Annotated in this window: 12 protein-coding genes; 2 read left to right on the plus strand and 10 right to left on the minus strand. The window is 43.1% G+C overall.

Annotated features, from left to right (window positions below):
• The first annotated feature begins 53 nt into the window (after positions 1–53).
• Together HMPREF0833_RS06160 and rnjA are read left to right on the plus strand one after the other, a co-directional pair.
• Entirely contained in the window at positions 54–284 is a 231-nt protein-coding gene (locus HMPREF0833_RS06160; RefSeq protein ID WP_003008866.1) for a DNA-directed RNA polymerase subunit epsilon, read from the plus strand.
• A gap of 3 nt (positions 285–287) precedes the next feature.
• Positions 288–1,970: a ribonuclease J1 gene (gene rnjA, locus HMPREF0833_RS06165; protein WP_003015245.1), complete on the plus strand. Its 1,683-nt coding sequence runs from the start codon at positions 288–290 to the stop codon at positions 1,968–1,970.
• 251 nt (positions 1,971–2,221) lie between these two features.
• Here the strand turns inward: rnjA and glnA are convergent, their stop codons facing one another.
• The 10 genes from glnA to HMPREF0833_RS06215 all read right to left on the minus strand — a co-directional run bounded on the left by glnA (position 2,222) and on the right by HMPREF0833_RS06215 (position 16,557).
• Positions 2,222–3,568, minus strand: a complete 1,347-nt coding sequence (glnA, locus tag HMPREF0833_RS06170) for a type I glutamate--ammonia ligase (protein WP_041818373.1) — start codon at positions 3,566–3,568, stop codon at positions 2,222–2,224.
• 39 nt (positions 3,569–3,607) lie between these two features.
• The gene (locus tag HMPREF0833_RS06175; RefSeq protein WP_003012408.1) at positions 3,608–3,967 is read right to left on the minus strand and encodes a MerR family transcriptional regulator; all 360 of its coding nucleotides are present in this window, start codon (positions 3,965–3,967) and stop codon (positions 3,608–3,610) included.
• 67 nt (positions 3,968–4,034) lie between these two features.
• Entirely contained in the window at positions 4,035–4,568 is a 534-nt protein-coding gene (locus HMPREF0833_RS06180; protein ID WP_013904205.1) for an FUSC family protein, read from the minus strand.
• 268 nt (positions 4,569–4,836) lie between these two features.
• The gene (locus HMPREF0833_RS06185) at positions 4,837–6,036 is read right to left on the minus strand and encodes a phosphoglycerate kinase (protein WP_003015928.1); all 1,200 of its coding nucleotides are present in this window, start codon (positions 6,034–6,036) and stop codon (positions 4,837–4,839) included.
• A gap of 203 nt (positions 6,037–6,239) precedes the next feature.
• Entirely contained in the window at positions 6,240–11,024 is a 4,785-nt protein-coding gene (locus HMPREF0833_RS06190; RefSeq protein ID WP_013904206.1) for an endo-beta-N-acetylglucosaminidase, read from the minus strand.
• 233 nt (positions 11,025–11,257) lie between these two features.
• On the minus strand, positions 11,258–12,268 hold the full coding sequence (gene gap, locus HMPREF0833_RS06195; RefSeq protein WP_006154814.1) for a type I glyceraldehyde-3-phosphate dehydrogenase: 1,011 nt from the start codon (positions 12,266–12,268) through the stop codon (positions 11,258–11,260).
• A 288-nt stretch (positions 12,269–12,556) separates the two neighbouring features.
• Positions 12,557–14,638: an elongation factor G gene (gene fusA, locus HMPREF0833_RS06200; RefSeq protein WP_003003071.1), complete on the minus strand. Its 2,082-nt coding sequence runs from the start codon at positions 14,636–14,638 to the stop codon at positions 12,557–12,559.
• 272 nt (positions 14,639–14,910) lie between these two features.
• Complete coding sequence (gene rpsG / locus HMPREF0833_RS06205; protein WP_003003105.1) at positions 14,911–15,381, minus strand: 30S ribosomal protein S7; 471 nt, start codon at positions 15,379–15,381, stop codon at positions 14,911–14,913.
• Positions 15,382–15,400: 19 nt separating this feature from the next.
• Positions 15,401–15,814, minus strand: a complete 414-nt coding sequence (gene rpsL, locus HMPREF0833_RS06210; protein WP_001142332.1) for a 30S ribosomal protein S12 — start codon at positions 15,812–15,814, stop codon at positions 15,401–15,403.
• A gap of 206 nt (positions 15,815–16,020) precedes the next feature.
• The gene (locus HMPREF0833_RS06215; RefSeq protein WP_013904207.1) at positions 16,021–16,557 is read right to left on the minus strand and encodes a hypothetical protein; all 537 of its coding nucleotides are present in this window, start codon (positions 16,555–16,557) and stop codon (positions 16,021–16,023) included.
• Positions 16,558–16,559 lie beyond the last annotated feature (2 nt).

Consider the following 16,559-nt stretch of genomic DNA (forward strand, 5'->3'; position numbering starts at 1 on the left):
ACACTCCTTCGTAGCTAACAAATAGACCGAAATAATGAAAGGAAAATTACTTCATGATTTACAAAGTTTTTTATCAGGAAACAAAAGACCGCAACCCTCGTCGTGAAACCACGCATGCACTTTATCTCGATATTGATGCACCAAATGAACGCGAAGGACGCATCCAAGCTCGTCAATTGGTTGAAGCAAACACAGATTTCAACATTGAATTTATCACACCACTTTCTGAGCAACACCTTGCTTACGAGAAAGAGTCAGGTGCTTTTGAACTAACGGAGTATTAATCCATGGCTTATACCTTAAAACCTGAAGAAGTTGGTGTATTTGCCATTGGTGGACTTGGAGAAATCGGAAAAAATACCTACGGGATCGAATACCAAGATGAAATCATCATTGTCGATGCCGGGATCAAATTTCCAGAAGATGACCTCCTTGGGATCGACTATGTAATCCCAGATTACTCTTATATCGTTGACAATATCGATCGAGTCAAAGCGGTCCTCATTACCCACGGACACGAAGACCACATCGGTGGGATTCCTTTCCTTTTGAAGCAAGCCAATGTCCCTATCTACGCTGGACCTTTGGCGCTTGCCTTGATCCGTGGAAAATTAGAAGAGCATGGTCTTCTTCGTGATGCCAAACTCTACGAAATCAACCAAAACACTGAGCTTCAATTTAAAAATCTTAAAGCAACCTTCTTCCGTACGACTCACTCGATTCCAGAACCTTTAGGGATTGTGATTCACACCCCTCAAGGAAAGATTGTCTGTACCGGAGACTTCAAATTTGACTTCACACCTGTTGGAGAACCGGCTGACCTCCATCGTATGGCGGCCCTTGGGGAAGAAGGCGTTCTCTGTCTGCTTTCAGACTCAACCAACGCGGAAATCCCAACCTTTACTAACTCTGAAAAAGTGGTTGGCCAATCCATCATGAAGATCATCGAAGGCATCCATGGGCGCATCATTTTTGCCTCCTTTGCTTCGAATATCTTCCGTCTCCAACAAGCTGCTGAGGCCGCTGTTAAGACCGGTCGTAAGATCGTCGTCTTTGGACGCTCGATGGAAAAAGCCATCGTCAATGGAATCGAGCTTGGCTACATCAAGGTCCCTGCTGGAACCATTATCGAGCCAAATGAGATCAAAGACTATGCGGCCAATGAAATCCTGATCATGTGTACAGGAAGCCAAGGAGAGCCAATGGCAGCCCTCTCTCGGATTGCCAACGGAACGCACCGCCAAGTGCAACTCCAACCAGGAGATACTGTGATCTTCTCTTCTAGTCCAATTCCTGGAAATACAACCAGTGTGAATAAATTGATCAATACGATTTCTGAAGCGGGGGTCGATGTCATTCACGGGAAGATCAACAATATCCATACTTCTGGACACGGGGGGCAACAAGAACAAAAACTTATGCTCCGCTTGATCAAACCAAAATACTTCATGCCTGTCCATGGTGAATACCGGATGCAGAAGATCCACGCAGGACTTGCGCGTGATTGCGGAGTGGAAAAAGACAATATCTTCATCATGAGTAATGGTGATGTCCTCGCTCTAACAGCCAACTCTGCTCGAATCGCAGGAAGCTTCAATGCTCAAGATATCTATGTCGATGGAAACCGCATCGGTGAAATCGGGGCTGCTGTCCTTCGTGACCGGAGAGACCTTTCCGAAGACGGTGTCGTGCTTGCTGTTGCGACTGTTGACTTCAAATCGAAGATGATCCTGGCTGGACCAGACATCTTGAGCCGTGGTTTTATCTACATGCGTGAATCAGGAGATCTGATCCGTGAAAGCCAGCGCATCCTCTTCAATGCAATTCGCATCGCCTTGAAGAACAAAGATGCCAATATCCAAACCGTCAATGGTGCGATTGTCAATGCTCTTCGTCCATTCCTATACGAAAGCACGGAACGTGAACCCATCATTATTCCAATGATTCTCACACCAGATGACGAAAATTAAAAAACAACCAGTTGAGACCACTGTCTCAACTGGTTTTATGATGACTTTTTGAGGATCAAAAAGAGAGTAGGACAGAAATCGGTAATTCGTTAGAATTCGATTTCGTCGTCCCACCTCCGCACAGTTGAGTAGGGCTGTAAAAGCTGATGAAATCAGCGTAGTAGAGCCCACTCAACCACTGCGTCTTGCTCGACAATCCAAAAATAATTGAGAGGCTAGGACTTTTGTCCTAGCCTCTTTACTCTTGTTTCTTAATAAAGATCTAAATAGTTGTCTACTTCCCATTGAGATACGAAGGTCGCATAGCTTGCCCATTCGATTCGTTTGGCTTCAAGGAAGCTGGTGTAGATGTGTTCACCCAAGGCAGCTTTCACCACTTCGTCTTCTGTCAAGGCTTTCAAGGCATTGTGAAGGGTAGAAGGAAGATCTGTGATTCCAGCTGCTCTACGTTCTTCCGGTGTCATCACATAGATATTTTCTTCGATCGGAGCAGGTGCTTCGATTTTATTTTCAATCCCGTGAAGGCCAACTTCAAGCAAGACTGCCAAGGCTACATAAGGATTGGCCATTGGGTCTACGGAGCGTAATTCCAAACGAGTTCCCATACCACGTGATGCTGGCACACGTACCAATGGGGAACGGTTGCGGCCTGCCCAAGCGATATAAACAGGTGCTTCATATCCAGGAACCAAACGTTTATAAGAGTTGACGGTTGGGTTGGTCACCGCTGTAAAGTTATATGCATGCTTGATCAAGCCACCCAAGAAGTGATAAGCTGTTTCTGACAATTGCATACCCTTTGGATCTTCTGGATCAAAGAAGGCATTGTTGCCATCTTGGTCAAAGAGAGACATATTACAGTGCATACCTGATCCGGCAATTCCAAATTTTGGTTTGGCCATAAAGGTTGCATACAAGCCGTGTTTACGGGCGATGGTCTTCACAACGAGTTTAAAGATTTGGATCTTGTCACAAGCGCGAAGAACTTCGTCATACTTAAAGTCGATTTCATGCTGACCAACGGCTACTTCGTGGTGACTGGCTTCTACTTCAAAGCCCATCTTGGTCAAGACATTTACGATTTCACGACGAGTGTTATCTGCAAGGTCTGTTGGAGCCAAGTCAAAATAGCCACCTTTGTCGTTTACTTCAAGAGTTGGATCTCCATTTTCGTCCAACTTGAAGAGGAAGAATTCTGGTTCTGGACCAAGGTTAAAGGATTTGAATCCAAGTTCTTCCATATGACGAAGGGCACGTTTTAAGTTGCCACGTGGGTCGCCCGCAAATGGTTTCCCTTCAGTCGTATAGACATCACAGATCAAGCCAGCTACGCTACCATTTTCATCTCCCCAAGGGAAGACTGTCCATGTATCTAAATCTGGGTAAAGATACATATCTGACTCGTTGATACGGACAAATCCTTCGATAGAAGAACCATCAAACATGGCTTTATTTGAAAGAACCTTGTCCAGTTGCTCATCGGTAGCTGGAATTTCGACGTTCTTCATGGTTCCCAAAATATCAGAGAACATCAAGCGAATAAAAGTAACATTTTTTTCTTTTACTTCACGGCGAATATCTGCAGCAGTAATTGACATTTTTGTCTCCTTAAAATAGATTACAAGCATATGAAATGATCAACGAAATTGACCATATGGCGATGGGGAAGATGTGAAGCGACTTTGCTGAATAATGTCACGATGAAGAGCCTTACGGATCTCTTCTTGACTGACAACCTTGGTTTGCTCTTGCTCTTTTTCCGCATATTTCTTCTTAATATCCGCAATATTGAAGCCATCTGAGATATAATCTTTGATCTCAAGCAGGCGGTCCATATCGTCCAACGAATACATGCGGCGATTGCCTTCTGTCCGATCAGGAGAAATCAATCCCTGATCTTCATAATAACGAATCTGGCGAGCTGTCAAGTCGGTCAGCTTCATAACACTGCCAATCGGAAAGACTGCCAGCGAGCGTCGTAATTCCTTTTCCTTCATACCGTTCCTCTTTCTATTCTATTATATCGAAAAAAAAATCTATGTCAAGATTAAATGTTATATAATCTTACATAGGTTTTTTGTGTTTCTTGAGAAAATCGCGAATGCGATCCACATCCGAATTGACCAAAATCGCAACGAAAACGCCAATAAAGGTCTCAAATATTCGGGCAAAAACATACAAGAAGGTTTCTCCGTTAGGAATTGAGAGGGTAATGATCAGCATTGCCGAAACTCCTCCGATAATTCCTGCTTTATTATTCATAGCGACATTTGTCATAATGGTTAACATGGTCGCAATAGGTACAAAAATAAGAGTCACCCAATACGCCCCATGAAAGAGCGTTTTTAAAAGGAAGAACAATACGGCATAAAAACCTCCGATACTGTTGCCCATGACACGCGAAGCCCCGAAGTAGACACTCTTATCAAAGTCTTCCCTCAAACTAAAAACAGCTGTCAAAGTCCCGATCTGAAGGCCTCGCCAGCCAAATATTCCAAAAATAAGTAGTACAATAAAAACGGCAATCCCTGTTTTAAAGGTTCTCATCCCCAAACGGAATTTGGACCAATCAAATTTGTGTCGTTTAAAGTAATCCATGGTCACCTATCTTTCTATTTCTATTATTCTACCATATTTTCAGAAAGGAGAGAACAGTTATCAATAGAAAGAAAAAAGAGAGTGGGACAGAAATCGGTAATTCGTTAGAATTCGATTTCGTCGTCCCACCTCCGCACAGTTGAGTAGGGCTGTAAAAGCTGATGAAATCAGCGTAGTAGAGCCCACTCAACCACTGCGTCTTGCTCGACAATCCAAAAATAATTGAGAGGCTAGGACTTTTGTCCCAGCCTCTTTCATTCTATTTAGATTATTTATCTGTAAGAGCAGCCAATCCTGGAAGTTCTTTACCTTCAAGGAGTTCCATAGAAGCACCACCACCAGTAGAGATCCATGAGAATTTGTCTGCACGGCCAAGGTTGATCGCAGCAGCAGCTGAGTCACCACCACCGATGATTGATTTAACGCCTGGTTGTTTCACGATAGCGTCCATCACACCGATTGTACCAGCTTGGAAGTCAGGGTTTTCAAATACACCCATAGGTCCGTTCCATACAACTGTTTTCGCACCAGTCAATTCTTGGTCGAATTTAGCGATTGATTTAGGACCGATATCAAGACCAAGGAATCCTGGATCTACTGCTTCACCTTCAGTGTCTTTCACTTCAGTGTAGTCAGCAAATGCGTTCGCTTCTTTTGAGTCAACTGGCAAGATCAATTTGCCGTTTGATTTTTCAAGAAGAGCTTTCGCCACATCCAATTTATCTTCTTCTACAAGTGAGTTACCGATTTCGATACCTTGTGCTTTGTAGAATGTGTAAGTCATCCCACCACCAATAAGGACTTTATCAGCTTTTTCAAGCAAGTTTTCGATAACACCGATCTTGTCAGATACTTTAGATCCACCAAGGATAGCTACGAATGGACGTTCTGGAGCTTCAACTGCTTCTTTGATGTAAGCAATTTCATTTTCAAGAAGGAATCCAGCAACAGCTTTATCAACGTTTGCAGAGATACCAACGTTAGATGCGTGTGCACGGTGAGCAGTACCGAATGCATCGTTTACGAAGACACCATCTCCAAGTGATGCCCAGTATTTACCAAGTTCAGGATCGTTTTTAGATTCTTTCTTGCCATCAACATCTTCGAAACGAGTGTTTTCAACCAAGAGAACTTGTCCATCTTCAAGAGCGTTAACAGCTGCTTCCAATTCAGCACCACGTGTAACACCTGGGATAAATTTAACTTCTTGACCCAATTTAGCAGCCAAGTCAGCAGCTACAGGAGCAAGTGATTTACCTTCTTTATCTGCTTCTTCTTTTACACGTCCAAGGTGAGAGAAGAGGATTGCACGTCCACCTTGTTCAAGGATGTACTTGATAGTTGGAAGAGCTGCAGTGATACGGTTATCGTTAGTGATCACGCCATCTTTTACAGGAACGTTGAAGTCAACACGAACGAGAACTTTTTTCCCTTTCAAGTCAACGTCTTTAACAGTCAATTTTGCCATTAGATATGACTCCTTCTTTTTTTAATACATGATAATTATATCACAAAAGCTGTAAAAGAGGTAGAAAAATCCAATGCTTTTCCCCTCTAATTCACAGGATCCGAACGACACTTCTAGATACAAGATCAAACCTCTCTAGTTTTCACCAGAGAGTTTTTTTTGAGAGTGACTTTTTAAGTGAACGAAAGAATCCTGTAAAAGCCTTACTCTTCTTTCTTCTTACCAGCCAAGAGGAAGGCGCCTAAGGCTGCTAGGAGAACAGCTTCAGCTGCAAAGGAAGCTTCTAGGCTAGCCGTATTTGGCAAGTGTTCCGATTGACTTTCTTTGCTTGCATCTTTTGTTTCTTGCTGAACAGTCGGCTGTGAGTTTACTCCTTGGTGGGCACTTAACAACTGATGGATCTCTTGATCAACCATATCCTTGTGTTCTTCCTCTTGATGACCCGGTTGAGTAGAAGTCGTTGGGGTCAACTGATCCACTTGAGAAGACTCTGTAGGCTTCAATGAATTAGCTGGATCCGAAGTCACTGGGGCAGCTGGTTGGACTGGCTGATTTGGTTGAACTGGTTGAACAGGCTGATCTGGTTTAGCCGGTTCCTCTGGTTGGATCGGTTGGTCTGGTCCTTCCGTTTTGGCTGGCTTATAGACAATCGCATAGTGGGTAAAATGAGGAGCGGTAAAGATGACCACATCTCCAACTCTCTCAAAGGCCAAGGATTGAGGAGCTTGACCTTCAGGGAAGAAGAGGACTTGCTCCACTTCTTTATCCTTATCCACAGGAATCTTCACAAGGGATGAATAGTGCGTATCGATGTCTTGACCGCTTGCATCCACGCCTTCAATATCAAAGACGATTCCTTCTCGGCCCTTCAGCTCTTCTTTTTCTTCCTGATTGGCTTCAACTTTTGCGACTTTTAGTCCTTTGACAACGGTTGGCTCTAAGTTGGAGAATTGAACTTCGACTCCAGTCGCAGGGTCTACAAAGACCGCTGGCTTATCTTCTTTCAGGAGTGCAATCAAGGTCTCTAGACTTGTCTTAGCTGTTTCAAGCGCTTCAGGAGTGAGTTCTGAAGAAGCTAGGAGCTCTTTATTTTTCTCAATCAGTGCCTGCAAAGCCTCACCAGAAGGGTGATTTGGCTTGCTTGCTAATAGAGCAGTCGCTTCTGTTGTTAGGGCAGAGAGAGCTTCTTTTTCTTTTGTTAGATTAGCTTGACCATCCAAGGCTTTCAAGAGAGCGGTCAATTGGTTCAACTGCTCATTGACTTGATCTTGTGTGCTGGTATCATGCTCTTTCAAGACTTTTTCAGAAGCAGCCATTCCAGCCAGCAAAGCTTCTTTGACTTCAGGAGTCGCAAAAGTAAAGTCTACTTTGGCTTTTGCAGCTTCAGCCAATTTTTGCTTGAGGTATTCATCGTTGAGAGCTGGTTTTGGATTGACGAGGACATCAAAGCTTGTGCTAGCTCCTTTGTAATGGACAGTGAGGGTTTGACGACCTTCCTTAGTCGTATCAAAGCCAGTTACTTCCACACCTTCATCTGTCAAGGCATGCGTTTCGGTCGTTTCATCTTCAAAGACGACTGTAAAGCGTCCGCCTTCTTTCTCCAATGCTTCTCCGACAATATATTCCACTTTTGGTTTGTCGGTCAATTCTAGACCAGCAACTGCTTTTTCACCCGCTTCCTCTGCACTGACCACAAAAACAGTGAGAGTCTTATCCAATTTCTGACCAAGGTAAGAAACTTCTAGGTGTTGTTCTCCAAGCTTGCTACTGTCAAATCCATGGATCTCTACACCTGAGTTGGTGAGGTTGACCAGTTGATCTGCTTGGCCATCTTTATAATGAACGCGGAGAGTCGCCCCTTTTAAGGAAAGGGCATCGCCTTCCCGGTAGACCTTCTTAGTCAATCCATCTTCAAATTGAAGTCCCGCAATTTCTTTATCATTCTTTGGAACTTCGATCGCCAAAACATTACTGATATCTTTACCAGGTTCTTGCGCACGATAGTATAGAAGAGATGGGGTTGATTCAAAAGCAAGCGGTTTAAAAATGAGATTTCCAGCTTGATCGGCTGTCATGGTCGCAATTGGGCTAGTCGCTTCTTTATCGGCATAAAGAGTCAGAGTAGTATTAGCTGGAACATCTTTGAAACCGACTTGGACAAAATGATTACCTAGGTTTTGCGCTGCAGCATGTTTCATCGGGATGTTGACCGTTTCCGTATCCAGACTTTCATACATCTTCCAGTTGTAAATCCGGATGGCTTGCCATGGAGTTCCGTTATCTGCCGTAATGACATGGAGACGCCATTCTTGAGCCTTGATCGGATGATCAAGTGTAATGTCAGACACATGGGCTTTATTGCCACGAACTTCCTTAGCGAGCTTCCATTCACCCGCTTCATCCTTGTAGTAAAGGTCGAAGTCACGGGTATTCATCTTGCCATCGTCGACAGATTCTCCACCCGCACCGGCATGGTCCATGACCCAACGAACAATGGTCCGTGGTTGTGTCAAGCGAATATCGACGGTTCCACTCAATTGAGCAGAGGACCATTTATCTGAAAGACTGGTAATGGTACCATTTAACATCCCCTCGATGCCTTCACTACCATCCGCATCTGGGAAGCTCGAACCGATCACTTTGGCTCCGATGACCACGTTTGGTGCTAGGGCTTTTGGAAGACTGGTATCTGACACGGTCATACCCCAATCAAAGGCCACAGTTCCTGCATCTGAACGTTGGCCGTTCTTCCCAACTGCCACAACCTTGAGGTCCTGAGTCGTTCCTTCAGCACTTGCTGAACGGCTAACTTTTGGTAGATAGACGGTTGTTGCAGAAGACCCTGTTAAGAGACGCCAGTTGTCGCCATCTTTTTCATAGACTTCATAATAATCCGCATCTGCTACCCCTTTAAAATTAAGGACTGCTTCTGCTTCTTGCGCATTTTGTAGGCGTTTTGCACGAACGGATACTTCTGCTGGAGTAGCTGGTTTCTCTTGGTTCGACGTAATCGACAATTGGCCAAGATTAAATTTGTAGTCTTTGACATCCGTATCATGGTCAAAGAACATCTTCACAGCATAAATGGTTTTGCCAGCCAAACTTCCCAAATCAAAGGTTTGAGTAGACCAATCCGCACTCGGTGTCAATTCTTTCCATTCGTATTCAGAGTAGTCTTCTTTTGTGGCAACAGCTACCCAGGCAGCTGCTCCGACCCCACCTTTATGACTGACGCTTAATTTTGTCGTTTCTGTCACAGGAATCTTGGTCGAATAGAGCATGACATTTTGACTGCTATTGGCTTTTAAATCTCCTTCAAAGGCTAGAGAATTTCCTCCATTGTAGGCTTGATCAAAATCATAGCGACCTTTCAATGGTGTACTATCTTCACTATGCTCTACCCACCAACGCCAGGTTGGAAGGTAGCCTGAAACAGAACGGTAGTTCCATTCCCCTTCTTTAGAAATCTTGCCGTCCACAAACCAGTGTTTGCCATGTCCAGTATTAAAGGAAGTATTGAAATCTTCACTTGTAATAGGAGTTTTGTCCACAACCAAATTAGACATTCCATACCAAGATTGGTCTGCTGGTTTCCCTTTAGTCGGATCTCCTTGGAAACCTGTCCAGAATAGATCTTCATGGGTATGGTATCCTTCTCCAGTTTTTCCTAGACCTGTAATCGTATCTGGCGCATAAAGACCAAGGGATAGACGCAACTTGCCATGTTCATCTAAAATGGCATTCCAGTCTACATTAGTCTTATAAGAGCCTCCTTTTTGGAGCTCGAGTCCAGCAAGAACATCATAAGGATTCCGGTTAATCCATTTGGCTGTACTGATGGAATAATCAACTTCTGATTTGCCCCAGTTAAAGTTAGCAAAGAAGGTATCCACTGGATTTTCCCCATTTTCTGGCTGCATGAAATTGTAGTTGTATTCTCCCAGCGCATTCTCATGGTAACGGCCATATTCATAGGTCATAGCATCATACCAGGAATACTTAATCGGATAATTCAGACTCTTCGCATATTCCTTGGTATAAAGAAGAAAATCTCTCAATTTTGGACCCAATGGTTCTACAAGATTTCCGGTCGTTTCTTGGTTGATAAAGTAACCATCAAAGCCATAGTACTTGGCAAGTTCGACTAATTTACGGGCGATCGGGAAGGTTTTAGAGCCTTCACTATCTTCTTTCAAGGTTTCTGCAAAATGTTCTTGATCCTTGATGCTGCTAGACCAGTTATAAAAGATTGTCCCATAAATAGGAACCCCATTTCGGTGGGCAGCATCGATCACATCTGCTGATGGGACCAGCCCTTCCCAAAAGACCATAGAATCCAAATATTGCCAGTAATCAAAAGCATAGGCCTTAAACTCTTCCCCGCCGACAGACGCATGATCCTTGGCTTTGGAGTTCATGTTTGACAGCGCTTGGATCTTCGCTTCAGGGTTGGCTTGTTCATTAATTTGTTTTCCTTGGAAACGACTCGCAAGTGGAACGCTTGCTCTGTTCATATCGTCATCCACTCGTTTTCCTGGTTCCCACTTCAAGAGATCGTCCCAGGTATCGAACTTAACTTCTTTGGGTCTTAATTGTTTTTCTTCATTGGTTGGTAAATCAGCCACTTTTTCAGCAGTAGCTTTCGGTTTTTCAGTCTCTGAAACAGCTGGATGATCTGTAGTTGTCGAGCTAGCTTCTGTACTTGTAGGGCTAGCCTCTGGAGTGAAAGCTTCTGTGGCCGGTTTTGCAGGATCAGCTGTAGGAAGTGCCGCATCTGCAGTATAGACGCCAGCTTCTCTCACTAGATGATTGACCTCTTCAGTCGCTACTGAAGAGGTTTCCAAGGGTTGTTCACTAGTAGAAACCGTCTCATCTGCAGAGACAGCGCCTGTTCCTAAAAATGCTAACCCAATCAATGCGGAACAAACTCCCACACTGAATTTTCGTATACTAAATCGTTCTTTCTTTTCAAATAGATGACCTTTCATCTTGACCTCCTTGTATGTTTTTTTCTATTTCTTGAGCGATTTCCATTGGCTCCTTTCTATACGACCTGTAATCGCTTTCATTTCGTTGTATTAGAAATCTCCAATCAAGAATAGGATACCTTAATCTATTTAGCACTGTCAATCTATTTTGGCAATTCCTATAATATGATGAGAAAGCCCTAAAAAAAGTACAAAAAAAGAGGAGGTTTCCCTCCTCTCATCATACGCATGAATTATTTAGCAATTTTTGCGAAGTATTCAAGAGTACGAACAAGTTGTGCAGTGTAAGACATTTCGTTGTCATACCATGAAACAACTTTAACCAATTGTTTACCGTCAACGTCAAGAACTTTAGTTTGAGTTGCGTCAAACAATGATCCGTAAGACATACCTACAACGTCTGAAGAAACGATTGGATCTTCAGTGTAACCGTATGATTCGTTAGCTACTGCTTTCATAGCTGCATTTACTTCATCAACAGTAACGTTCTTTTCAAGAACAACTACCAATTCAGTAACTGATCCAGTTGGAGTAGGAACGCGTTGTGCAGCTCCGTCCAATTTACCGTTCAATTCAGGGATAACCAAACCGATTGCTTTAGCAGCACCAGTTGAGTTAGGAACGATGTTAGCAGCACCAGCGCGTGCACGACGAAGGTCACCTTTACGGTGTGGACCGTCAAGGATCATTTGGTCACCAGTGTAAGCGTGGATAGTAGTCATCAATCCTTCAACAACACCGAAGTTATCTTGAAGAGCTTTAGCCATTGGAGCCAAGCAGTTTGTAGTACATGAAGCACCTGAGATAACTGTTTCAGTACCATCAAGAATATCGTGGTTAGTGTTAAATACGACTGTTTTAACATCTGATCCACCAGGAGCAGTGATAACAACTTTCTTAGCACCACCAGCATGCAAGTGTTTTTCAGCAGCTGCTTTAGTAGCAAAGAAACCAGTTGCTTCAAGAACGATTTCTACACCGTCGTTAGCCCAGTCGATTTGTTCTGGATCACGTTCAGCAGAAACTTTAACGAATTTACCGTTAACTTCGAATCCACCTTCTTTAACTTCCACAGTACCGTCGAAACGACCTTGAGTTGTATCGTATTTCAACAAGTGTGCAAGCATAACTGGATCTGTAAGGTCGTTGATGCGTGTAACTTCAACACCTTCTACGTTTTGGATACGACGGAAAGCAAGACGTCCGATACGACCGAAACCGTTAATACCAACTTTAACTACCATTCGTGATTTCCTCCTTATGAAAATCAAAAAAATTTTTTGTGAAAAGAGTAACTTGACACAGCGCCAAACATCTTTTAACAGTCTCTATTATATACTTTATTGCATTAAAAAGCAACTATTTCCCAACGAAAAGCAAGATTTATCATAGTTCGAGACCTTTTTTATTAAAGTTTTTCACAAAGTCTTAGTCCATGGAAATGACGTTTCCTCTACTACCATTTAACCTCTAGCCTTTCCAGACAAACAAAAACCCTTCCCTAAACGGGAAGAGTTCTCAGATTTGGTAAATTAAGCTTCACCTTTAGCTTTTTTAATGATTTCTTCTTGTACTGATTTTGGTACATCTTCGTAGTGGTCAAATACCATCATGAAAGTACCACGTCCTTGAGTTGCAGAACGAAGAACAGTAGCGTAACCGAACATTTCGGCAAGCGGTACATAAGCACGAACGATTTGGCTTGCACCGTGTGCTTCCATACCATCTACACGTCCACGACGAGCAGTTACGTGCCCCATAACATCCCCAAGGTTTTCTTCAGGAACTGTGATGGTTACAAGCATCATTGGTTCAAGGATAGCTGGTTGTGCAGTCTTAGCAGCTTCTTTAAGTGCAAGAGATGCAGCGATCTTGAAGGCAGTTTCAGATGAGTCGACATCGTGGTATGAACCATCGTAAAGCTTAGCTTTCACGTCAACCATTGGGTAACCAGCAAGAACACCGTTAGCCATAGATTCTTGAAGTCCTTTTTCTACTGCAGGGATGAATTCACGTGGAACCACACCACCGACGATCGCATTTTCGAACTCGAATCCTTTACCTTCTTCGTTTGGAGTAAATTCGATCCAAACATCACCAAACTGACCTTTACCACCAGATTGACGTTTGAAGAATCCACGTGCTTGTGTAGAAGCGCGGAATGTTTCACGGTAAGATACTTGAGGAGCACCAACGTTAGCTTCAACCTTGAATTCACGTTTCATACGGTCAACAAGGACATCCAAGTGCAACTCACCCATACCAGAGATAACTGTTTCACCAGTTTCAGGGTTTGTTTCAACGCGGAATGTTGGATCTTCTTCAGCCAATTTTTGAAGGGCGATACCCATCTTGTCTTGGTCTGCTTTAGATTTAGGCTCAACCATCAATTGGATAACTGGTTCTGGAACTTCGATTGATTCAAGGATGATTTTTGCTTTTTCATCTGTCAATGAGTCACCAGTTGTAGTATCTTTCAAACCAACGGCAGCAGCGATATCTCCAGAGTAAACTGTTTCGATTTCTTTACGAGTGTTGGCGTGCATTTGAAGGATACGTCCGATACGTTCACGTTTACCTTTAGAAGTGTTCAATACGTATGAACCTGAGTTCAAGACACCTGAGTAAACACGGAAGAATGTCAAGCGACCTACGAATGGGTCAGTCATGATCTTGAAGGCAAGAGCTGCAAATGGCTCTTCATCAGATGCTGGACGTTCTTCTTCTTCGTCTGTATCTGGGTTTACACCCTTGATTGCAGGGATATCAAGTGGACTTGGAAGGTAGTCAAGGACTGCATCCAACATCAATTGAACCCCTTTGTTCTTGAAGGCAGAACCACAAAGTACTGGGTAGAATTCAACGTTGATTGTCGCTTTACGGATACCAGCTTTCAATTCTTCGTTTGTGATTTCTTCCCCTTCAAGGTATTTCATCATCAAGTCTTCATCAGTTTCAGCAACTGCTTCAACCAATTTTTCACGGTATTCTTGAGCTTGTTCAAGGTATTCAGCTGGAATATCTTCTTCAAGGATATCTGTACCAAGGTCGTTCGTATAGATTTCAGCTTTCATCTTGATCAAGTCAATGATTCCGCGGAAGTCATCTTCAGCACCGATTGGCAATTGAATTGGGTGAGCGTTTGCTTGAAGACGGTCATGAAGTGTGCTTACTGAGTAAAGGAAGTCAGCACCGATTTTATCCATCTTGTTTGCGAATACGATACGTGGAACTCCGTATTCAGTTGCTTGACGCCAAACTGTTTCAGTTTGAGGCTCAACACCTGATTGTGAGTCAAGAACGGTTACAGCACCGTCCAAAACGCGGAGTGAACGTTGAACTTCGATAGTGAAGTCCACGTGTCCTGGTGTGTCGATGATGTTTACACGAGTGTCTTTCCATTGAGCTGTTGTAGCGGCAGATGTGATAGTGATACCACGTTCTTGCTCTTGCTCCATCCAGTCCATTTGTGACGCACCTTCGTGAGTTTCACCGATTTTGTGAATCTTACCAGTGTAGTAAAGGATACGCTCAGTTGTAGTTGTTTTACCAGCATCGACGTGAGCCATGATACCGATATTACGAGTTTTTTCAAGTGAAAATTCGCGTGCCATGAGGTTTGTTTCTCCTATATTTTTTATTTCTATATTCTATTATAACATGATTTAATAAAAACGGATAGGCAGGACCTACCCGTTCTCAGTGTTTTCATGCTAAGTTTTGGTTCCAACTTGTAAGAAAAGTTGAATTGGGTTCAAGAGCCGACAAAGCTTAATTGAACCCGGGCCAAAAGCTCGGAAAATAGATAAGCTTTCCTAGAATCTTCGATTCTTCGTCAAGCTTCCTAATTTTCAGTCGCTTTTTTAACACCCTCAGTATCTTGATCTTACCAGCGGAAGTGTGCGAATGCACGGTTAGCTTCAGCCATACGGTGAGTATCTTCACGTTTCTTAACAGCTGCACCAGTGTTGTTCGCCGCATCCAAAATTTCTTTTGCAAGACGATCAACCATTGTGTGTTCACCACGTTGACGAGCGATTGTTACCAACCAACGAAGTCCAAGTGTTGTACGACGTTCTGGACGAACTTCAACTGGGACTTGGTAGTTAGAACCACCGACACGGCGAGCACGTACTTCAAGTACAGGCATGATGTTTTCCATAGCTGTTTCGAATACTTCAAGAGCATCGTTCCCAGTAGCTTCTTTAATTTGTTCGAAGGCTCCGTAAACGATTGAAGCAGCTGTACCACGTTTACCATCAAGCATAACGCGGTTGATAAGACGAGTAACTAATTGTGAATTGTAAAGCGGATCTGGCAATACATCGCGTTTAGGCGCACGGTTTTTACGACTCATTTCTCTTTATCCCCTTTCCTTATGCTTTTGGACGTTTAGTACCGTATTTAGAACGGCCTTGTTTACGATCGTTTACACCTGCAGTATCAAGTGCTCCACGGACGATATGGTAACGTACCCCTGGAAGGTCTTTTACACGTCCACCACGAAGAAGAACCACGCTGTGTTCTTGCAAGTTGTGTCCGATACCTGGGATATAAGCAGTAACTTCGATCAAGTTGCTCAAACGTACACGGGCAAATTTACGAAGGGCAGAGTTAGGTTTTTTAGGTGTCATTGTTCCAACACGAGTTGCAACACCACGTTTTTGTGGTGAAGAAACGTTTGTTTGAACTTTTTTATGACTGTTGTAACCAACGTTCAAAGCTGGTGATTTAGATTTTTCTACTTTTGATTTACGCGGTTTGCGAACCAATTGGTTAATTGTAGGCATCTACATTCTCCTGTGAATTTTTTTATTTTTGGTGATGATACACTTGGTGACAGCTACCATCTGTGTGTACTTTTGCAACATTTGTCAGCACGTCCCTGTACACTCTTGAGAGACCAAAAGTAAAAAGTACCGTCTATTATTATAACATGACGGCACTTTGTTTGCAAGATCTTTTTTCTGTTTTTTCAAGAAGTCTAAAAGTTAAACTATTGAGCTGTTTGAGACGGAGTTTGCGTCCCTGCATCTACAGTGGGTGTATATTGTTGTTGCTGTTGTGATTGGATTGTCGCGTCTGTCGTGTTCGCTCCTGTATCTGTATTTGAATCTGTTTGATTCTGATGAACAGCCGTTGTGTCTTCCTCATAGGTTAAACCATAATAGTTCGCAATGTATTGGATACGAGCTTCTAGTGATTGTTTTTGAGTTGCATCATTCACTTTCTTAACAGCTGTTTGCGCAGCAGTTACAGATTCTTGACTCGGATTTTTCTCCATTTGGTCTACTGCTTTCTCTGCAGCTTCAATATTTTTCTTTTCTTCCTTCTTTTCTTTTTCTTCCTTTGTTTCCTTTTTCACTGGAAGAGCCCCTGTCTTTTTAGCGGGTTGGATCTCTGTCGTTACTTGGGCTGCCGTATTCTTTTTCACTGTATACAAACCAGCTACTAAAATAAAGGATAAGGCTAAAACAGTCACTAAGCGAATCCACAAAGGGCTGTTATCAAATCGATCTAAGATTCTTTTCACTT

Source organism: Streptococcus parasanguinis ATCC 15912, from assembly GCF_000164675.2.
In the GTDB taxonomy this organism is placed as follows: Bacteria; Bacillota; Bacilli; order Lactobacillales; family Streptococcaceae; genus Streptococcus; species Streptococcus parasanguinis.